This is a genomic window from Pseudonocardia sp. N23 (assembly GCF_002583555.1).
Taxonomy (GTDB): Bacteria; Actinomycetota; Actinomycetes; order Mycobacteriales; family Pseudonocardiaceae; genus Pseudonocardia.
In genome coordinates this window covers 376,973-396,848 of record NZ_BEGX01000052.1, presented here as the reverse complement: position 1 = coordinate 396,848, position 19,876 = coordinate 376,973, and the positions used below count along the sequence as shown (strand labels likewise).

General features: G+C 73.8%; 18 protein-coding genes. 13 read left to right on the top strand and 5 right to left on the bottom strand.

Translation table 11 applies throughout. The features are described 5' to 3' along the window. Positions 1 to 66: 66 nt before the first annotated feature. Positions 67 to 378 (bottom strand): chorismate mutase, encoded by a 312-nt coding sequence (locus TOK_RS15380; RefSeq protein WP_098958723.1) that lies wholly within the window; start codon positions 376 to 378, stop codon positions 67 to 69. A 277-nt stretch (positions 379 to 655) separates the two neighbouring features. Here TOK_RS15380 and TOK_RS15375 point away from each other — a divergent pair, with 277 nt between their 5' ends. Next, positions 656 to 3,058 (top strand): UvrD-helicase domain-containing protein, encoded by a 2,403-nt coding sequence (locus tag TOK_RS15375; RefSeq protein ID WP_098958722.1) that lies wholly within the window; start codon positions 656 to 658, stop codon positions 3,056 to 3,058. Positions 3,059 to 3,144: 86 nt separating this feature from the next. Beyond that, on the top strand, positions 3,145 to 3,681 hold the full coding sequence (locus tag TOK_RS15370) for an SRPBCC family protein (RefSeq protein ID WP_098958519.1): 537 nt from the start codon (positions 3,145 to 3,147) through the stop codon (positions 3,679 to 3,681). Positions 3,682 to 3,687: 6 nt separating this feature from the next. On the opposite strand, the gene TOK_RS15365 is transcribed toward TOK_RS15370, so the two are convergent. Next, on the bottom strand, positions 3,688 to 4,437 hold the full coding sequence (locus tag TOK_RS15365) for a M23 family metallopeptidase (protein WP_098958518.1): 750 nt from the start codon (positions 4,435 to 4,437) through the stop codon (positions 3,688 to 3,690). A gap of 364 nt (positions 4,438 to 4,801) precedes the next feature. Next, the gene (locus tag TOK_RS15360) at positions 4,802 to 5,755 is read right to left on the bottom strand and encodes a triacylglycerol lipase (protein ID WP_098958517.1); all 954 of its coding nucleotides are present in this window, start codon (positions 5,753 to 5,755) and stop codon (positions 4,802 to 4,804) included. Positions 5,756 to 6,008: 253 nt separating this feature from the next. Here TOK_RS15360 and sucC point away from each other — a divergent pair, with 253 nt between their 5' ends. The 6 genes from sucC to purH all read left to right on the top strand — a co-directional run bounded on the left by sucC (position 6,009) and on the right by purH (position 12,999). Continuing rightward, positions 6,009 to 7,181, top strand: a complete 1,173-nt coding sequence (gene sucC, locus TOK_RS15355; protein ID WP_098958516.1) for an ADP-forming succinate--CoA ligase subunit beta — start codon at positions 6,009 to 6,011, stop codon at positions 7,179 to 7,181. A gap of 1 nt (position 7,182) precedes the next feature. Next, positions 7,183 to 8,070 (top strand): succinate--CoA ligase subunit alpha, encoded by an 888-nt coding sequence (gene sucD / locus TOK_RS15350; RefSeq protein WP_098958515.1) that lies wholly within the window; start codon positions 7,183 to 7,185, stop codon positions 8,068 to 8,070. 131 nt (positions 8,071 to 8,201) lie between these two features. Beyond that, positions 8,202 to 8,921 (top strand): DUF5336 domain-containing protein, encoded by a 720-nt coding sequence (locus TOK_RS15345; RefSeq protein WP_098958514.1) that lies wholly within the window; start codon positions 8,202 to 8,204, stop codon positions 8,919 to 8,921. A 72-nt stretch (positions 8,922 to 8,993) separates the two neighbouring features. Beyond that, positions 8,994 to 10,739: a DUF6350 family protein gene (locus tag TOK_RS15340; protein ID WP_141566407.1), complete on the top strand. Its 1,746-nt coding sequence runs from the start codon at positions 8,994 to 8,996 to the stop codon at positions 10,737 to 10,739. An 86-nt stretch (positions 10,740 to 10,825) separates the two neighbouring features. Beyond that, the gene (purN, locus tag TOK_RS15335) at positions 10,826 to 11,440 is read left to right on the top strand and encodes a phosphoribosylglycinamide formyltransferase (protein WP_098958512.1); all 615 of its coding nucleotides are present in this window, start codon (positions 10,826 to 10,828) and stop codon (positions 11,438 to 11,440) included. Beyond that, positions 11,437 to 12,999 carry a bifunctional phosphoribosylaminoimidazolecarboxamide formyltransferase/IMP cyclohydrolase gene (gene purH / locus TOK_RS15330; protein ID WP_098958511.1) on the top strand — a complete coding sequence of 521 codons (1,563 nt, stop codon included), beginning with the start codon at positions 11,437 to 11,439 and terminating at the stop codon, positions 12,997 to 12,999. Before purN ends, purH begins: the two co-directional genes overlap by 4 nt. A 12-nt stretch (positions 13,000 to 13,011) precedes the next feature. Here purH and TOK_RS15325 read toward each other — a convergent pair whose 3' ends face one another. Together TOK_RS15325 and TOK_RS15320 are read right to left on the bottom strand one after the other, a co-directional pair. Beyond that, positions 13,012 to 13,194, bottom strand: a complete 183-nt coding sequence (locus TOK_RS15325; protein ID WP_098958510.1) for a hypothetical protein — start codon at positions 13,192 to 13,194, stop codon at positions 13,012 to 13,014. A gap of 4 nt (positions 13,195 to 13,198) precedes the next feature. Then, positions 13,199 to 14,371 (bottom strand): glycosyltransferase family 2 protein, encoded by a 1,173-nt coding sequence (locus TOK_RS15320; protein ID WP_098958509.1) that lies wholly within the window; start codon positions 14,369 to 14,371, stop codon positions 13,199 to 13,201. A gap of 223 nt (positions 14,372 to 14,594) precedes the next feature. On the opposite strand from TOK_RS15320, the gene TOK_RS15315 reads away from it, so the two are divergent. From TOK_RS15315 to TOK_RS15295, 5 genes are all read left to right on the top strand, one after another. Next, positions 14,595 to 15,356, top strand: coding sequence for a hypothetical protein (locus TOK_RS15315; RefSeq protein WP_253258399.1), 762 nt, complete (start codon positions 14,595 to 14,597; stop codon positions 15,354 to 15,356). After that, positions 15,353 to 17,179 carry a DNA polymerase Y family protein gene (locus tag TOK_RS15310; protein ID WP_098958508.1) on the top strand — a complete coding sequence of 609 codons (1,827 nt, stop codon included), beginning with the start codon at positions 15,353 to 15,355 and terminating at the stop codon, positions 17,177 to 17,179. The genes TOK_RS15315 and TOK_RS15310 overlap by 4 nt, the downstream gene beginning before the upstream one ends. A 113-nt stretch (positions 17,180 to 17,292) precedes the next feature. Further along, complete coding sequence (locus TOK_RS15305) at positions 17,293 to 18,519, top strand: alpha-hydroxy acid oxidase (RefSeq protein ID WP_098958507.1); 1,227 nt, start codon at positions 17,293 to 17,295, stop codon at positions 18,517 to 18,519. A gap of 414 nt (positions 18,520 to 18,933) precedes the next feature. After that, entirely contained in the window at positions 18,934 to 19,314 is a 381-nt protein-coding gene (locus TOK_RS15300; protein ID WP_098958506.1) for a MerR family transcriptional regulator, read from the top strand. 59 nt (positions 19,315 to 19,373) lie between these two features. Then, complete coding sequence (locus TOK_RS15295; RefSeq protein ID WP_098958505.1) at positions 19,374 to 19,721, top strand: co-chaperone YbbN; 348 nt, start codon at positions 19,374 to 19,376, stop codon at positions 19,719 to 19,721. Positions 19,722 to 19,876: the final 155 nt, after the last annotated feature.

Below are 19,876 nucleotides of genomic sequence, written 5' to 3'. Positions count from 1 at the left end.
CCACTGTGCCACCGGATCGCCCGGTGGCGGCGGGTTTTCGTCCCTGTGTGTGCCCTGTGCGGGTGCTCAGCGCCCGCCGAGCCGGCCCCGGCCCAGGCGCAGCAGCAGCATCGCCAGCTCGCGGCCCTCCTCGCCGAGCTCGCGGAAGCGGGCCAGGACGTGGATCTCGCGGCTGTAGACGATCCGCGGTCCGCCGCCCGCCATCCGGGCGGCGCCGATGCGACGGGAGACCTCGGTGCGTTCCTGGACCAGGCGCAGGATGTCGGCGTCGAGCCGGTCGATCTCGCGGCGCAGGACGTCGATCTCGTCCGGGGTCGTCGGGATGCCTGTGGTCGGGACGTCGCCGGTGACGGTGTCGGCGGTCGGGTTGTCGCTCACGTCGGCTCCAGTGGCGGCGTCGGCGGGTACGGCCGGTTCGTGGGACGGCTCGGTGGTCACGGACATGGTCTCCTCCTGTGGCTCCACCGGCCCGTGACATGCAAGCGCCCCGGGTCCAGTGGACTCCGGGGCGTCGGGGCTGAGTGCGTCAGGCGGCGACGGGGACCGGGATCCGGTACCCGCGGGAAAATCGCTGCGCCGCCGACACGACCGCAAGTCTGCCACACCGGCGCCGCGGCGCGCTCCGTCGTACCCCGCCGGTACCGTGTTCGACACGATGAGCGCGCTGTTCGAACTGCCTTCCGAGAACCCCGCCCGCCCCACCACCGAGCGGGGGGAGAAGCTGCTCGAAGGGCTCAACCCGCGGCAGGTGGAGGCGGTCACCCATGCCGGGTCGCCGCTGCTGATCGTCGCGGGCGCGGGCTCGGGCAAGACCCGGGTCCTCACGCACCGGATCGCCTGGCTGCTCGCGGAGCGGCACGTGCATCCCGGCGAGATCATGTCGATCACCTTCACCAACAAGGCCGCGGCCGAGATGAAGGAGCGGGTCGACGCGCTGGTGGGCCGCCGGGCCAACGCCATGTGGGTGTCGACGTTCCACTCCATGTGTGTGCGCATCCTGCGCCGGGAGGCCAAGCACCTCGGGGTGCGCAGCGCGTTCTCCGTCTACGACGCGGACGACTCGCGCCGCCTCGTCGGCATCGTGGCGCGGGACCTGGAGCTCGACCCGAAGAAGTTCGCCGCGCGCGGGCTGGCCGCACACATCTCGAACCTGAAGAACGAGCTGCTCTCGGCCGACGACGCGGCGGAGCGGGCGGGCAACGACTTCGAGCGCCGGGTCGCCGAGGTCTACGTCGGCTACCAGTCACGGCTGCGGCAGGCCAACGCGTTCGACTTCGACGACCTGATCATGGAGACGGTGTCGCTGTTGTCGCGGCTGCCCGCCGTCGCCGAGTACTACCGGCGCCGGTTCCGGCACGTCCTGGTCGACGAGTACCAGGACACGAACAAGGCGCAGTACGAGCTGGTCCGCCAGCTGGTCGAGCCGGCGACGCCGGGCGGGAAGCCCGCGGAGCTGTGCGTGGTGGGCGACTCCGACCAGTCGATCTACGCGTTCCGCGGCGCGAACATCCGCAACATCATCGAGTTCGAGCAGGACTTCCCCGACGCGCGGACGATCCTGCTGGAGCAGAACTACCGGTCGACGCAGACGATCCTTTCCGCGGCCAACTCGGTCATCGCGCGCAACGCCGACCGTCGCGACAAGCGGCTGTGGTCCGACCAGGGCGACGGCGAGAAGGTCGTCGGCTACGTCGCCGACAACGAGCACGACGAGGCGTCGTTCATCGCCGGGGAGATCGACCGGCTGGTCGACGCGGGGGACGTCCGCAACAGCGACGTGGCGGTCTTCTACCGGACCAACGCGCAGTCGCGGGTGTTCGAGGACGTGTTCCTGCGCGTGGGGATGCCGTACAAGGTCGTCGGCGGGGTGCGGTTCTACGAGCGCCGCGAGATCCGTGACGCGCTGGCCTACCTGCGGGTGCTGTCCAACCCGGAGGACACGGTCAGCCTGCGGCGCATCCTCAACGTGCCCAAGCGCGGCATCGGCGACCGGGCGGAGGCGGTGGTCGCGGAGTACGCGGAGCGGCACCGGACGTCGTTCTCCCGGGCGCTGCGGGTCGCGGCGGAGCAGCCGGAGCAGCTGCCGGCGCTGGCCACCAGGTCGCAGCGCAACATCGCGGACTTCCAGCGGATGCTCGACGACCTGCGTGAGCTCGTCGACCGGGGCGACGACACCGCCGAGATCCTGGAGGCGGTCTACGGGCGGACCGGGTACGTGTCCGAGCTCGAGGCGAGCGACGACCCGCAGGACGGCTCCCGGCTGGAGAACCTGGCCGAGCTCGTGACCGTCGCGCGGGAGTTCGCGGGCGACGCCGCGGTGGCCGACCTGGCCGACGGCGGCGCGGGCGACCCCGACGGCACCGTCATCGGTACGGGGGAGCTCGCGCTCGACACCGACGACACCAACGTCGGTGCCCCCGCGCCGGGGTCGCTGGCGGCGTTCCTGGAGCGGGTCGCGCTGGTCGCCGACGCCGACTCCATCCCCGACGACGACTCGGGCATGGTCACGTTGATGACGCTGCACACGGCAAAGGGGCTGGAGTTCCCGGTCGTGTTCCTCACCGGCTGGGAGGACGGCGTCTTCCCGCACATGCGCGCCCTGGGCGACCCGGCGGAGCTGGCGGAGGAGCGGCGGCTGGCCTACGTCGGCATCACGCGGGCGCAGCAGCGGCTGTACCTGTCGCGGGCGATCGTGCGCACGGCGTTCGGCCAGCCGAGCGTCAACCCGGCGTCGCGGTTCCTCGACGAGGTGCCGGCCGAGCTGGTGGAGTGGCGTCGCGAGGAGGCGCAGCGGCCGTCGGCGCCGGTGGGGCGCTTCGGGTTCGGCCGCCGACCCGGCGCGACCGACCGGGGCGACTGGCGGGTGCCGGAGCGCAAGCTGAACCAGGCGACGATCAGCCTCGACGTGGGCGACCGGGTCAACCACGACAAGTACGGCCTGGGCACGGTCGTGGCGTCCGACGGCGCGGGCGCGCGCGCCACGGTGACGATCGACTTCGGCAGCGCGGGCACGGTGCGGCTGATGCTCATCGGCGGTGTTCCGCTGCAGAAGCTCTGACCGCTCAGTTCCGGGCCGCTGCGTCGTCAGTACCGGGGAAGGCCTCCCGCGATCCCGTGGGGAGGCCCCGGACGACGAGGAGTGCCATGAGCGCCGAGAACGAGACCGTGCCCGCCGACGAGACCGTGCCCGCCGACGAGACCGTGCCCGCCGACGAGACCATGACCGTCACCGTCACCGTCGACGCGCCCGTCGAGGCGGTGTTCGCGGTGCTGGCCGATCCCGCGGCGCACGCGGCGATCGACGGCACCGGCTGGGTGCGCGACGCCGTCGACCCGGCGCCGCTGACGGCGGAGGGGCAGGTCTTCCGGATCAACATGTTCCACTCGAACCATCCGGACGGCGACTACCTCATGGCCAACCAGGTGTACATCCTCGACGCGCCGCGCGTGATCGGGTGGCGACCGGGCCAGGAGGGCGACGCAGGCCTGGAGTTCGGCGGCTGGACGTGGCGCTACGACCTGACGCCGGTGGGTTCGGGTACGGAGGTCGTCCTCACCTACGACTGGGCGCAGGTCCCGTCGCAGATCCGGGAGTTCATCTCGTTCCCGCCGTTCCCGGCCGAGCACCTCACGAACTCGCTGCGCCACCTGGGAGAGCTCGCGGCGGCCCCTGCTGTGTGAGCAGGGTCAGTCGTGTGAGGGGCCGTCGTCGCCGGTGCCGCCGATGACGATGCCGCGGGCGGCGAGCCACGGGAGCGGGTTGATCTTCGCGCCGCTCGGCGTCCAGATCTCGAAGTGCAGGTGCGGGCCGGTCGACTGTCCGCGGTTGCCCATCTCGGCGATCTTCTCGCCGGCGGTGACCTTCTCGCCGACCTTGACCAGGCTGCGGTTGATGTGGCCGTAGACGCTGTGCGAGCCGTCGGGATGCTGGAGCACCACCCACATGCCGAATCCGCTGGCCGGGCCCGACTCGGTGACGACGCCGTCGGTGACCGCGTAGATCGGCGTGCCGATGCTGTTGGCGAGGTCGATGCCGTAGTGCGTGACACCCCAGCGGGCGCCGAAGCCGGAGGTGAAGCGGCCGGTGGTCGGCAGGACGTAGGCCGCCCCCTGGAACAGCACGCCCTGCGGGGCGCCCGCGGCCAGTGCCTGCCGCAGTACGCCTGCCTGCTGCGCGATCCTGGCGCCGATGTCGACGGCCTTGGTCAGGTTGGCGACGTCGACGTCCTCACCCGCGTCGAGGCCGTCGCCGGCCTGGGCGGTGCGCAGCCGGCTCGCGCCGATGGCGGGCTGCGCAGGGGCGGGTCCGACGTCGTCGGGGACGGCCTCGGTGGTCGTCGAGACGGGGATCATCGCGTTGGTCGAGAGGTTCGCGTACGGCTCGTCGACGGGGTGGCTCGCTCCCCAGAGGGAGGCGAGCGACTGTCCTGCGGCCACGAGCGCCCCGGCCGCCGCGAAGGCGACCGTCGCACGTCCACGGACGTGCGCAGGCGGTGGCGCCGGTAACCGGTGTCCTCCCCGGACGGCACGTGCACCGTGAGGCGTACGTACGTCGGGGTCCCGGTCGGCGCCGCGTGGGGAGCGGTGGCGCGACGACAAGAACTGCCCTTCTCGATGACGATGAGGCAGCCCGTCCACGGTGGGCGTGCAGGTCGGGTGGGGAGACCCTCGGCGAGCCGATTCGGGGCCGGCTCGTCACCTGTCGTGACCCGTCCGTGATCCGGACCTGGCGAAACTAGCGGGCTCCGCGGTGGGGTGGCAAATCCCCCGACGGCGTGTGGGTAGATGCACCCGGACGAGGTCAGGCGAGCGAGGATTCGTCACGCAGTGTTGTGGATCCAGGCCTTCGGGAGCGCGACCTGCGGCTGAAGTGATCAGTCGGAGCATCGATTCGTGCGAGGGCCGTCGCCACCCAGTGGACGGTGCGCGGGTCGATCGGGAGCGAGAGGTGACCCACGTCACGTAGCTCGAGCTCGTCGACGATCAGGTCGGGATGGATCAGCCGGGCATTCCGTTGCGGCACGACCATTTCGTCCATCCGGCTCCAGACGACCAGGAACCGGGTACTGCACCGCGGCGCCGGCTCGGCGAGCTCGGTCATGATCGGCGAGCCCGGCCGCAGCTGGCGCGCCAGCGGCGTCGGCATCAGGTACGCGGTCGCCGTCCCGGTGTGCGGGCTGCCCAGCGTCACCAAGGTGTCGACCGCCTCGTCGCCGCCCATCCGTTGCACGTAGTAGCGGGCGATCATGCCGCCGAGCGAGTGCCCCACGACGTGCACCTTGTCCGCGCCCGTCGACTCGCGGATCTCCTCGACCACCCGGCGCAGCTCGCGAGCGGCGTCGCGCAGGTCACCGGTGAGGATGCCGTAGTTCACCGCGTGCACCCGGCCGAAGCCGCGACGGCGCAGCGCCCGGCCGAACACGCTGAACACCGACCGGTTGTCCATGATCCCGTGCACCAGCAGGATCGGCGTCCCGGCGGCGGCCACGTCGGACACGACGAGGCTGCGGCTGCGTGGGGGCAGGGCGTCGGTGCGGTAGTGGTCGGGATCGCGGACCGACTCGGCGAGCAGCCCCAGCGGGTAGCTCGCGACGTGGACGGCGAGCCACGCACTCTCCAGCGCGACACCCCGCAGGCCCGCGGGAGAGCCGAACGTGCGCACCGCGTAACCCGCGGCGCGGCCGGCCTCACGGGCGACCGACCCCGCCCCGCCCGCCACCGTGGCGAGGCGGGCCAGAGCGCTGCGGGCCGCCATGTACTGAACGGTAGGTCAACGAGGTACGTCCTGCCCATCCTGGATGTCGTCCCCAGGCGATGCATCACCCGGTGTGAGCAGCCCCACCGGCAAGGTGACTGGTCTCACCGGGCCAGGTCAGGGCCGGTGCACCGACCGTCGCTAGGGTCCTGGGGCGGAGAGCACGGTCGAGTCCGGTGGTCGGCGACGCGACGCGTCCGATCACGCGCCCGCGGCCGCCTTGGCACACCGGAGTGATCAGGAGAAGAGCCGAGTGGACCTGTACGAGTACCAGGCGAAGGATCTCTTCGCTGCACACGGAGTCCCGGTGTTGCCGGGCCGGACCGTCGAGACCGCGGACGACGCGGCCGCGGTGGCCGCCGAACTGGGCACCGCCGTCGTCGTGAAGGCGCAGGTGAAGACGGGCGGCCGCGGTAAGGCGGGCGGCGTCAAGCTCGCCGAGACCGCCGACGAGGCGAAGGAGAAGGCCGGGGCCATCCTCGGCATGGACATCAAGGGCCACACCGTTCACCGCGTCCTGGTGACGACGGCCAGCGACATCAGCGAGGAGTACTACTTCTCGTTCCTGCTGGACCGCTCCAACCGCACCTTCCTGGCCATGTGTTCGGCCGAGGGCGGCATGGAGATCGAGCAGCTCGCGGTCGAGCGTCCCGACGCCCTGGCGCGCATCCCGGTCGACGCGATCGCCGGGGTCGACAAGGCCAAGGCCGCCGAGATCGTCGCTGCCGGGAAGATCCCCGCCGCCGTCGCCGGCGAGGCGGCCGACGTCATCGTGAAGCTCTGGGAGACCTTCGTCTCCGAGGACGCCACGCTCGTCGAGGTCAACCCGCTGGTCCGCGACCCGCAGGACAAGGTGATCGCGCTCGACGGCAAGGTCACCCTCGACGAGAACGCCGACTTCCGGCACCCCGACCACGCCGGGCTCGTCGACGAGCGCACCGAGAACGCACTCGAGGCCAAGGCGAAGGCCAAGGGCCTCAACTACGTCAAGCTCGACGACGGCCAGGTCGGCATCATCGGCAACGGCGCGGGGCTGGTCATGTCGACGCTCGACGTCGTGGCCTACGCAGGCGAGAAGCACGGCGGCGTCAAGCCCGCCAACTTCCTCGACATCGGCGGCGGCGCCTCGGCCCAGGTCATGGCCGACGGTCTCGACGTCATCCTGGGCGACCCCGACGTCAAGAGCGTGTTCGTCAACGTCTTCGGCGGCATCACCGCGTGCGACGCGGTCGCGAACGGCATCGTCGAGGCCCTGAAGATCCTGGGCGACGCCGCCACCAAGCCACTGGTCGTGCGGCTCGACGGCAACAACGTCGTCGAGGGTCGGCGCATCCTCGACGAGGCGAACCACCCGCTGGTCACGCAGGTGGACACGATGGACAACGCGGCCGACAAGGCCGCCGAGCTCGCGGCTGCGGGGGCCTGACATGTCGATCTTCCTCAACGAGAACAGCAAGGTCATCGTCCAGGGCATCACCGGCGGCGAGGGCACCAAGCACGCCACCAAGATGCTGGCGGCCGGCACGAACATCGTCGGCGGTGTCAACGCCCGCAAGGCCGGCACCACTGTCGGCATCGGCGGCAAGGACATCACGGTCTTCGGCACCGTCGAGGAGGCCATCAAGGAGACCGGCGCCGACGTCAGCGTCGCGTTCGTCCCGCCGAAGTTCACCAAGGACGCGGTCATCGAGGCGATCGACGCCGAGATCCCGCTGCTGGTGATCATCACCGAGGGTGTCCCGGTGCACGACTCCGCCTACTTCTGGGCGCACGCCGTGGCCAAGGGCAACAAGACCCGCATCATCGGGCCGAACTGCCCCGGCATCATCTCGCCCGGCAAGTCGAACGCCGGCATCATCCCGGCCGACATCGCGGGCCCCGGCAGGATCGGGCTCGTCTCGAAGTCGGGCACGCTGACCTACCAGATGATGTACGAGCTGCGCGAGATCGGTTTCTCGACGGCCATCGGCATCGGCGGCGACCCGATCATCGGCACCACGCACATCGACGCGCTCGAGGCCTTCGAGGCCGACCCCGAGACCGCCGCGATCGTGATGATCGGTGAGATCGGTGGCGACGCCGAGGAGCGGGCCGCGGCCTTCATCGCGGCCAACGTCAGCAAGCCGGTCGTCGGCTACGTCGCCGGCTTCACCGCCCCCGAGGGCAAGACGATGGGCCACGCCGGCGCCATCGTCTCCGGCTCCGCGGGCACCGCCCAGGCCAAGAAGGAGGCCCTCGAGGCCGCCGGGGTCAAGGTCGGCAAGACGCCGTCCGAGACCGCCGACCTGATGCGGGAGATCATCGCGGGCCTCTAGGAGCGCGCTCCGAGGCCGGCACCGGCTCCTCCGGTGGACCCGCCAATGGTGGGTCCACCGGATGGGTTACCGTCCCAAACTGATTCGCAGGACGACGTGCGGCCCCGGTCGCGCGACGAGGGGGAAGCTCGATGTCGCAGCAGACCGAGGCCCAGCAGGCCAAGGCTCTGGAAGGCCCGGTCCGGTTCGTCGCCATGGGGGTCGGAGCGCTCGGGATCGTCGTCTACCTCTGCTCGTTCTCGAGTGCGATCTTCCTGTACCTCACCCAGGGCCAGCAGATGCTGATGATCGGCGGGCTGCTCGTCGCGGCCGGCCTGATCCGGCGCTCGCTCGTCCTGCCCGGCGCCGTCGTCGCCCTCGTCGGCGGCCTCGCCGTCCTGCAGGGCTCGCTCGCCGCGTCCTCGGCCGTGTCGGCCGTCTCCGGTGGCCTCGGTTCCTCCAGCGCCTCGCTGCCGACGATCATCATCATCGTCATGATCCTCGGCCTGCTGGAGGCCGTCGGCGCCGTCGTCGTCGTGCTCATGGACCTCGGCATCATCAAGCCCCCGGCGCCCAAGCCGCCCACCGCCTACGGCCCGCCCCCCGGCTACGGCCAGCCCTACCAGAGCGGATACATGCAGCAGCCGCCGCCCGGCTACGGCGCCCAGCAGCCGCCCGCCTACGGTGGACCGACCGGACCGCAGCCCTCGCCCTACGGCCAGCCGCAGTCGCAGCCCTCCTACGGCGCGCAGGGCTGGGGCAGCCCGAACACCGGCCAGCAGCAGGCCGTCCCGCAGCCCGCGGGCGACTCGACGCAGACCATCCACCACGGCGCCACCGGCGAGCAGCAGCCCCCCACACAGCAGCAGTGAGCCACGCCGCCCTCCACGAGCGCCCGGCGTGCCTGACCGACTCGGGCCGCCCGCGCTGAGATGGTGGACGGCGTGAGCCGCACCCACCCTCCCCGGCCCCGGTCGGTCCCGGCCACGCCCGACGCCCCCGACCCGGCCCCGGACAACCATGCGGCCGCCGGCCGGAACCCCGGCGACGGCCTCGACCGCCTCCGCGTCCTCCTCGCCTCCGCCATGGGGACCGTGCTGGTCAGCTACGGCATCCTGCTGCCCGCGGCCGCGCTCGTCGTCCTGACCGCGGGCACCGGCATGTCCGTCGACGGCGTGTTCGCCACCGCCATCCCGCTGTGGCTGGCCGCGCACCAGATCCCGCTGACCGTCGTCGGCGCCCCGCTGAGCGTCCTCCCGCTGCTGCCGACGCTGGTCCTCGTGCTCGTCGTCGCCGCCGGCGCCCGCTGGTCGGTCCGGCGCCTCGGCGGCCGGCTGCGCACCGACGCCGGAGCCGTCCTCGCCGCCCAGGCCGGTGCGCACGCGGCCGTCGCCGTCCTCGCCAGCGCCCTGCTGCCCGCCGCCGCACCCGTGTCCGTCGCACCCTGGGCCGCGATGGTCGGGGCCGGCGTCGTCGCCACCCTCGCCGCCGGGCTCGGGCTGCTGCGCCAGTGCGGCGTCCCCACCGAGTGGCGCTCCCGCCTCCCTCGCTGGGCGCCGCCCGCCCTCCACGGCGCCGCCGCCGGGCTCCTCGCGCTCCTCGCCGCCGGGGCGGCCGTCCTCGCCGTCGGCATGGTGCTGCGGGCGGGGGAGGTCGAGGCCACCTTCGCGACGCTCGCGCCCGGCTTCGGCTCCACGCTCGGCGTCTTCGTCCTCGCGACGGCCTACCTTCCCAACGCCGTCGTCGCCGGGGCGTCGTGGCTGCTCGGGCCCGGGGTCTCCGTCGGGGCCGCCGCGGCGTCGCCCTTCACCGTCGCCGCCGGGCCGCGGATGCCGTTCCCGCTGCTCGCCGCGCTGCCCGATACTCCGCCGCCGGCCTGGGTGCTCGGGGTCCTGCTCGTCCCGCTGGCCGTCGGTGCCGTGGTCGGCGCCGCCTGCCGACGCGCCCTGGCCGACGTCCCCGACGTCCGGCTCCGGCTGCGTGCCACCGCCGCCGCGGCAGTGCTCGTCGCGGTCGGGATGGTCGTCGCCGCGCTGCTCGCCGGGGGCCGGCTCGCCGCGGGCCAGTTCGACCCGGTCCGGTTGCGTCCGGAGCTGCTGTTGCCCGCTGTCCTGCTGTGGGTCGGTGGTCCAGCCCTCCTGGTGGCGACGTTCCAGCGCTCAGTGCCCGGCGCCGTCGCGCTGGTCGAGGAGCCCGAGTTCGAGGAGATCGAGGACGCCGACGCCGAGGTCGACGCCGAGGCCGATGCCGATGCCGATGCCGATGCCGACGCCGAGGTCGATGCCGAGGCCGACGCCGAGGCCGACGCCGACGCCGAGGCCGAGGCCGATGCCGACGCCGAGGTCGATGCCGAGGCCGATGCCGAGGTCGATGCCGAGGCCGACGAGACCGACGAGCGCGACTCCGACGAGCGCGACTCCGACGTCGACGACGCGGCCGAGCCGGACGAGTCCGGTCCCGACGACCCCGCGCGCACCGTCACGGCTGCCCGGGGCCGTCGGGAGGACCGTGAGGGTGTGCCCGACGACGCGGACCCGAACGACGACGCCGGCACGGTCATCGACATCGACGCCCCGGGGCCCGACGTCGGGGCGGGCGAGCAGCGGGACGGGGATGCGGCGGCGCGGAAGCCGCAGACCGTCGCCGAGCTCGTCGCCCAGCGAGAGGCGGACGGCGACGCGGACTGGTGACCGGGGCGGCGACGGTGTGACGGCGACCTCGGCCTAGGCTGACCTCGACCTTCCTACCCGTCGCCCCGCCGTGCCCGAGGAGTGGTGTGCCCGCGTCGCCCGTCCGCAGCCGGATAGTGGTCCTGGCATCGGGCACCGGCACCCTGTTGCAGGCCCTCCTCGACGCCGTCGCCGACCCCGGCTACCCGGGGGGCGTGGTCGCCGTCGGCAGCGACCGCACCGACGTGGGTGCGCTCGACCGGGCACGCGCCGCGGGCGTCGACACCTTCTCCGTCCCCGTCTCCGCACATCCCGACCGCGCGGCGTGGGACGTCGCCCTCACCGAGGCCGTTGCGGCGCACCGCCCCGATCTGGTCGTGTCGGCCGGGTTCATGAAGATCCTCGGGCCGGCCTTCCTCGCGGGCATCACGTGCCCGATGATCAACACCCACCCCGCGCTGCTGCCCGCGTTCCCCGGAGCCCATCCGGTCCGCGACGCGCTGGCCCGCGGGGTCAAGATCAGTGGTGCGACGGTGCACCTGGTCGACAGCGGCGTCGACACCGGACCGATCCTCGCCCAGGAGGCGGTTCCGGTGCTGCCCGGCGACACAGAGGCCGAGCTGCACGAACGCATCAAGATCACAGAGCGGCGGTTGCTGGTGGGCACCGTCGCCGCGCTCGTCCGCGACGGGCGCGACCGGACGAGAGGTGACCTTCCGTGAGCGAGCGCAGACCGGTTCGACGGGTCCTGATCAGCGTGTACGACAAGGCCGGGCTGCTCGATCTCGCGACGGGCCTGCACGCGCTCGGCGTGGAGATCGTGTCGACGGGGTCGACGGCGCAGCGCATCGCCGACGCCGGGGTCCCGGTGACACCGGTCGAGCAGCTGACCGGTTTCCCCGAGTGTCTCGACGGCCGGGTGAAGACGCTGCACCCGCGGGTGCACGCCGGGCTGCTGGCCGACACCCGCAAGCCCGAGCACCTGGCCCAGCTGGAGCAGCTGGGCATCGCCCCGTTCGACATGCTCGTGTCGAACCTCTACCCGTTCACGCAGACGGTGGCCTCGGGCGCGACGCCGGAGGAGTGCGTCGAGCAGATCGACATCGGCGGCCCCGCGATGGTCCGGGCGTCGGCGAAGAACCACGACAGCGTGGCGGTGGTCGTCGACCCGTCGCGGTACGCGTGGGTGCTCGAGCAGGTGAAGCAGGGCGGGTTCGACCTGACCGACCGGCGCCGGCTCGCTGCGGACGCGTTCCGGCACACCGCGACCTACGACGTCGCCGTCGCGTCCTGGATGGGCAGCGTGCTGGCGGCCGACCCCGAGGGCGGGCCGTTCCCGGAGTGGGCCGGCGCGACCTGGGAGCGCGCCGCGACGCTGCGCTACGGCGAGAACCCGCACCAGGCCGCGGCGCTCTACCTCGACGGCACCGGTGGTGGTCTCGCGGGCGCGGAGCAGCTGCACGGCAAGGAGATGTCGTACAACAACTACGTCGACGCCGACGCCGCCTGGCGCGCCGCGCACGACCACGGCGAGGTGCCGACGGTCGCGGTCATCAAGCACGCCAACCCCTGTGGCATCGCCGTCGGCATGGACGTCGCCCAGGCGCACCGCAAGGCCCACGCCACCGACCCGCTGAGCGCCTTCGGCGGCGTCATCGCGGTCAACGCCGAGGTCGACGCGGAGATGGCGGGCCAGGTGGCCGAGATCTTCACCGAGGTGGTCCTCGCCCCGTCCTACTCGCCCGAGGCGCTGGAGATCCTGCAGCGCAAGAAGAACGTCCGGCTCCTGCGTATCGACGGTGACGTCCGCCGCGGCGGCGTGGAGCAGCGGGCGATCTCCGGTGGGCTGCTGCTGCAGCAGCGCGACGCGATCGACGCCCCCGGCGACGACCCGTCCTCGTGGACGCTCGCGACCGGTGAGCCCGTCTCCGACGAGGTGCTCGCCGATCTGCTGTTCGCGTGGCGGGCCTGCCGCGCGGTGAAGTCCAACGCGATCCTGCTGGCGTCGGGCGGCGCTGCCGTCGGCGTCGGGATGGGGCAGGTCAACCGGGTCGACTCGGCGCGCCTGGCCGTCGCCCGGGCCGGTGACCGGGCTCGCGGGTCGGTCGCCGCGTCGGACGCGTTCTTCCCGTTCCCCGACGGCCTGGAGATCCTCCTCGAGGCCGGCGTCGCCGCCGTCGTGCACCCGGGCGGTTCGATCCGTGACGACGTCGTCGCCGAGGCGGCCGCCGCCGCCGGGGTTCCGCTGTACCTGACGGGGACCCGGCACTTCGCGCACTGAGTCGGTTCCGGGCTACCCGCGGCCCCGCCCTCTCGGGAGCACCCGCAGCAGGGCGAGGGCCGCGGCGAGCAGCGTCGTGACCGCGACGACGTGCCACAGTGCCGCCAGCGGCCACGGCAGGTCGTCGACGGCGTAGGCGGCCAGCCCGACAGGTGCCGCGACGCCTCCGCCCACCGCGCAGAGCTTGGCGTACACCGGGTCACGCCTCCTGGGGCTGCAGGTGATGCCAGGTGGCGCGGCGGCCGCGCACGGCGTCGGCAGCCGCGCGCAGGAAGACCGCCTGCTGGAACAGGTCGTAGCCGAACTCGATCACCATCGGCAGCGCGAGCGCGATCCCCCTCCAGCCGCGGGCGCGGACCGTCCACACCCGCTCGACGACGAACACCGCGGTGACGCCGACCCAGATCCCGGCAGGTGGACCGAGCAGGCCTGCCGTCGCGAACAGGGTGGTGGCCAGCAGGAAGAGCGCGACCGCGATGATGCCGAGGTACATACCGACCTGCCGGGCGAGGTAGGGCGCGGTCACGGCGGTCAGCCCGTAGCCACGCAGGTTCTCCAGGGCGCCGCGCTGCCAGCGCAGGCGTTGGTGCCACAGGTCGCCCCACGTCGGCATGATCTCGGTGAGGACGCCGCAGCCCGCGGGGGAGACCGTGCGCCTGCCGAGGGTGCGCACGGCCAGGGTGATCTCGTTGTCCTCGGTGAGCGCGCCGGGGTCGTAGACGTGGCCGGCCGGGCCGGGCAGCCGGTCGCCCCGGGCGCGCGCGACCTCGCGCAGCACCCCGACGCGGAAGACGGTGGCCGTGCCGGTGAGCACCGACGCCCGGTCGGCGCGCCGCGAGATCTCGCGGGCGTAGCGGGTGTACTCGTTGCGCTGCAACGCCCCGACCAGTCCTGCCCCCGCCTCGCCGTGGAAGACGCCGCCGACCGCGCCGACGGTGTGGTCGGTGCGCAGCCTCCGCTCCGCGGTCTCGACGAAGCCGGGGACCAGCATCGAGTCGGCGTCGGTGACGAGGACGAGGTCGTCGTCGGACAGCGTGGGCAGCAGCAGGTCGAGCGCCTGGTTCAGCGCGCCCGCCTTGCGGTCGCGGTTGCCGGTGGTCTCGACGACCTCGGCCCCGTGCCTGCGGGCGACGACCGCGGTGTCGTCGGTGCAGTTGTCGGCGACGACGACGATGCGGTGCAACGCCATGGTCTGCCCGTGCAGCGACGCGAGCGCCTCCGGGATCGCCCGCTGCTCGTCGTGGGCGGGGACGAGGGCGACGACCCGCGGCGCGGGGGCGTGGTGGAGGGCGAGCGAGTGGTCGAGCGGGGCCGAGGGGAGGTCGAGGGTGAGGGTGGCCAGCTGGCTCCGGCGTTTCTGACCCCGCGTCACGTGTGTCGCTCCAATGAGTCGGGAGGGAAGGCCCGGGACGACGTTTCGCCCGGCGGGATATTCGTACAGTCACGGCACCTGCGAGCGGCATTCCTCGATCGAGTGACTGTCGGTCGCCGGTGGTCTGCGGTGGGTCGTCCACGGTCCCTCGGGGGGCGGTTGAGTTCGTCGGTGTCGCTGCCTATTGTTCGAACATAGGTTCGAACGATGGCGGGGGTGGGCGATGGCGGAGACCGCGGGGGCCGACGCGGCGAGCAGGCTCGAGGTCGCGCGCGGGCTGCTGCGGCGGCTGGAGCGGCCCGCCCGGCTCGACCCGGCCCGGGCCGCGCCCACCCCGGGTGACGACGGGCGGGTCCTGCCCGTACCCGGGCCGCTGGCCCGGGTGTTGCCGGCAGGCGGGCTGCGCCGGGGGTCGACGGTGGCGGTCGGTGCCGCGCCGGGGGCCACGTCCCTGCTGTTCGCGCTGCTGGTCGAGGCCTCCGCGTCGGGGGCCTGGGCCGCGGTGGTCGGCCGCCCCGACCTGGGGGCGCTCGCCGCCGCGGAGGCCGGTGTCCGGCTCGACCGGCTGGCACTCGTGCCCGACCCCGGGCGCGATCTCGTCGCGGTGGTCGCCGCCCTGGTCGATGGGCTCGACGTGGTGGCCCTCGCCGGTCACGAACGGGCGGGTGTCCGTGCGGCCGACCGGCAACGGCTGGCCGCGCGGGCGCGGCAGCGTGGCACGGTGCTGATCGCGCTGGGCGTGTGGCCGGGCGCCGACCTGGAGCTGACCTGCACCCGGCAGCGCTGGGACGGGCTGGTCGGCGGCGGTGCCGGGCGGCTGCGGGCCCGGCGGGCCGGGGTGCGGGTGCGCGGTCGCGGGATCGCCCCGGGCGGGCGCGAGGCCCGGCTGCTGCTGCCCGGGCCGGTGGGCGCGCCCGAGGCGATCGCCGTACCGGGGCCGGACCTGGCTGCTGCCCCGGTCCCGGCGCGGGTGGCCGCCGTATGAGCACCGCCGCCCGGTGTCGTGCCGCCCCGGGCGGAGAGGAACCGGTGCGGGTGCTGGCGCTCTGGTCGCCCGACTGGCCGGTCACCGCCGCCGCCCGCGCCGAAGGTGTCCCGTCGCACCGGCCCGCTGCGGTGGTCGTCGGCAACCGGGTGCTGGCCTGCTCGGCCACCGCCCGGACCCACGGCGTGCGCCGGGGGCTGCGCCGCCGTGAGGCCCAGTCGCGCTGTCCGGAGCTCGCGGTGCTGGGGCGTGATCCGGAGCGCGACGCCAGGCTCTTCGAGCCCGTCGTCGTCGCGGTGGAGGAGCTGGCGCCGGGGGTGGAGGTCGTCCGGCCGGGGCTGGTGGCGCTCCCCGCCCGCGGGCCCGCCGGGTTCTTCGGTGGGGAGCTCGGGGCCGCGGAGCGGCTGGTCGACCGGGTCGCGGCGCGCACCGGCGTCGAGTGCCAGGTCGGGGTGGCCGACGGGCTCTTCGCCGCGGTGCTCGCCGCCCGCCGCGGGGTCGCCGTCGAGGCCGGGGCCACGCCGGCGTTCCTCGCCGCGATGGACGTCGTCGAGCTCGACCGCGAGCCGGAGGTCGACCGGTCCGAACTGGTCGGGCTGCTGCGCCGGCTGGGGCTGCGCAGCCTGGGCGCGTTCGGGTCGCTCGACGCGGCCGACGTCGCGTCCCGGTTCGGCGCCGATGCCGTCCTCGCCCACCGGCTGGCGCGCGGGCTCGACCCGAGGCCTCCGGTGCGGCGGTGCCCGCCGGAGGAGCTGGCGGTGGAGCTGGAGCTCGACCCGCCGGTCGACCGGGTCGACGCCGCCGCGTTCGCCGCCCGCGGTCTCGCCGAACGGCTGCACCGGGTGCTCGCCGGGCACGGGCTGTCCTGTACCCGGCTGGGCGTCGCGGCCACCACGGAACAGGGGGAGGAGCTGCTGCGGATCTGGCGCTGCGCCGAGCCGCTCACCCCGTCGGGCACGGTCGACCGGGTGCGCTGGCAGCTCGATGCGTGGCTCACCCGCGGCGGGTCGGGCGCCGTCGTGCGGATGCGGCTGACCCCGGAGGAGACGGTCACCGCAGGTGCGCTGCAGCTCGGGCTGTGGGGGGAGGTCGGGGTGGCCGACGAGCGGGCAGGCCGCGCGCTCGTCCGGGTGCAGGCGCTGCTGGGGCCGGGCGGGGTCGTCACCGCGGTGCTCACCGGCGGCCGTGACCCGGCCGAGCGGGTCCGGCTCGTCTCCTGGGGCGATGCCCGCGCGACGCTCGACGGCGTCTCCGACGACCGGGCCGGTCCGATGTCGGGAGAGCCGCCGGCCGCGGAGCCGGGGCCGTCCGAACCGGGCGGCGGCCCCGCCGCCCGGCCGGGTCGCACGGGAAGCGCGGGTCCGGGGCGCTCGCGCGAGCCGGGCCCCGGGGTCCAGCCACCGCTCTCGCCCGCCGGACCCATGCGCCGCAACGCCCGGCGCGGGACCCGCCGCACCAAACCGGTCCGCGCCGCCCGCCCCGGGCTGCTGTCGCCGGCCCCCGTCTGGCCCGGACGGCTCCCCGCGCCGTCGCCCGCGTCGGTCCTGCCGGAACCGCGGCACGCCGTCCTGCTCGACGCCGCGGGCGCGCCCGTCGGGCTCCGCGCGGCCGACCTGCTCGACGCCGTCCCCGCCCGGCTCGACACCTCCGGCGGACCGTCGGGTGCGGTCGTCGGCTGGGCGGGGCCGTGGCCGGTGCAACAACGCTGGTGGGTGCCCGGAGCGGTGAGCACGGCACGCCTGCAGGTCGTGCTCGACGACGGCGTCGCCGTGCTCCTGGTGGCCGCCCGGGGCAGGTGGTGGCTCGCCGCCGTCTACGACTGAGCGGCCTGTCCGTTCCGTACCGTACGGAGCCGTCGCCGCGGACCCCGGACGTTCATCAGCTACAGGACGAAAGTACGTTGACCCGGATCACGGCCGGTCCGGGAGGAGTCGTCATGAGGTCCGGAAGACTCGCGCAGGTCCACAACGTCGAGGACATGCGCAGCCTCGCGCGTCGGCGCCTGCCACGGGCCGTGTTCGACATCGTCGACGGCGGCGCGGGCGACGAGGTCACGTTGCGCCGCAACCGGGAGTCGCTCGACCGGATCGCCCTGCGCCCCCGTGCGCTGGCCGACGTCACGAAGGTCGACACCGCCACGACGATCCTGGGCGACCAGGTGTCGGTGCCGTTCATGCTCGCCCCGTGCAGCTCCGCGCGCATGTGCCACAGCGACTCCGAGCCCGCCGTCGCGCGCGCCGCCGGCCGGCTGGGCACGGCGTTCGCCGTCGCCGGCGGGGCCAGCGAGAAGCCCGAGGTCATCGCCCGCTCGGCCACCGGCCCGCTCTGGTACCAGCTGTACATGAAGCCCGAACACCGGGCGAACGTCGAGCTGATCGACCGCGTCGAGGGCGCCGGCTACCGCGTCCTGTGCGTAACGCTGGACAGTGCGATCAAGCCGTACCGCGAGAAGGACCTGCGCAACCGCGTCGGCATCCCTCTCAAGATCACCCCGCAGCTCGTGCTCGCCGGGGCCTCCCGGCCGCTCTGGGCGCGTGACTACCTCCTCGGCAGCGCCGGGCTCGGCCGGGTCGCCGCCAAGCTCAACCCGCTCGCGGGCCGTGGCGCCGGCGCACCGGCACCGGCCCCGGGCGAGAGCGCCGGGCCCGCCGTCGACGTCATGGCCGCGAAGCGCGCCTACGACAACCTGGCCGACGCCATCAGCCACGTGAAGTCGGTGACGCCGGAGGACATCCGCTGGCTGCGGGAGCGCTGGGACGGCCCCCTCGTCGTCAAGGGCGTCCTGCGCGGGGACGAGGTCCCCATGCTGGTCGACCTGGGTGTCGACGGCATCGTCGTCTCCAACCACGGCGGCCGGAACATGGACGGCGCACCCGCGACGATCGACGTCCTCGGCGAGGTCGTCGACGCCGCCGCCGGCCGGGCCGAGGTGTTCCTCGACAGCGGGGTCCGCCGGGGCTCCGACGTCGTCAAGGCCGTCGCGCTCGGCGCCCAGGCCGTGCTCGTCGGCCGCCCTTACATGTTCGCGCTCGCCGCCGCGGGCGAGGCCGGCGTCGACCGGGTGCTTGAGCTGCTGCGCAACGAGGTCGTGCGGGTGATGTCGCAGCTCGGTGCCGCCTCCGTCGCCGACATCGACGCTTCTCTGGTCGACACCCGACGCTGACCCGCCGCTCCCGACCGGCGCCGTCGTGGGGGTCGCGTCCCGCCGTGCCGTGAGAGTGATCCGGGTGCGCCGGTGACACGCTCGGTGCGACGGGCGGCGGCGTCGACCGGATCGTCGAGCGTGTCGTGCGGTGCGGACGCCTGCGCTGACGACACGTTCGGGCTCGGCCGGCCGGCCCGGCGGGTCCGGAGCCACGCCGTTCAGCGTGTCGTCACGGTCGTGCGGGCGCGCAGAGAACACGCCGGCGGCGGGCTCGGACGTCGAGCGTGTCACGTGAGCCGGTGGGGTGCGCTGGAGACACGTTCGGGCGGTGAGCGGGGTCCTCGGGAGGGATCGTCGGCGGGCGCGGTCGCTCGGGCTGGCGTTGACGTCGGTGTCAAGGTCTAGCGTCGACCTCGACCTGAGGGGGCGGCGATGCGGATCGGTGAGCTGGCGCAACTCACGGACGTGAGCACGCGGACGTTGCGGCACTACGGCGCACTCGGCCTGCTCACCGGGCGCCGCAGCGCGAACGGGTACCGCGTCTACGACGACGCCGACCTTCGTGCGGTCCGCGAGATCCGCATGCTCGTGGCGCTCGGGTTCGCGTTGGAGGACACACGGCCGTTCGTCGAGTGCCTGCGGTCGGGCCACGAGCGGGCGGCGAGCTGCCCCGACTCGCTGGCCGTGCTGCGCCGCAAGATCGCCGAGGTCGACGACTACGTCGACCGCCTGCAGGAGGTCCGCGGCGAGCTCGCCCGCCAGCTCACCGAGGCCTCGCGCGCCCGCTGTCAGTTCTCCGGCATCGAGCCGTAGCGCGTCGCCGCGTCCCGCGGTCCATCCATCTCACCCGCACGACGTTCCCGGGAGGAACCATGTCCGCACCCGACCTGCCCGCCGTCACCGACGCCACCTTCGCGACGGAGGTGCTCGGGTCCGATGTGCCGGTGCTCGTCGACTTCTGGGCCGCCTGGTGCCCGCCCTGCAGGATGGTCGCCCCGGTGCTCGCGCAGATCGGGCGGGAGCGGGAGGGACGGCTGCGGGTCGTGTCGGTCGATGCCGACGCCAACTCGCGGGTCTGCCGGGACACCGGTGTCATGGCGATGCCGACACTCGACCTCTACATCGGCGGTGAGCGGGTGACGCGGGTGGTCGGCGCGCGGGCGAAGTCGGTGCTCGATGCGATGCTCGACGAGCACCTTCCCACCCGGACCCACGCCTGAGTCCGGGATCGGTGGTCGAGTCCTGGACCTGCGGCTGAGCGCCCGGACCGCGGCTGAATGCCGACTGCGGCTTCGCCGAGCCGGGCGCGGCGCGGATCCTGAGCGCTGCCCGTGAAGGCCCTCGACGACGAGGCCGATGCGGTCGGCGCGGATGT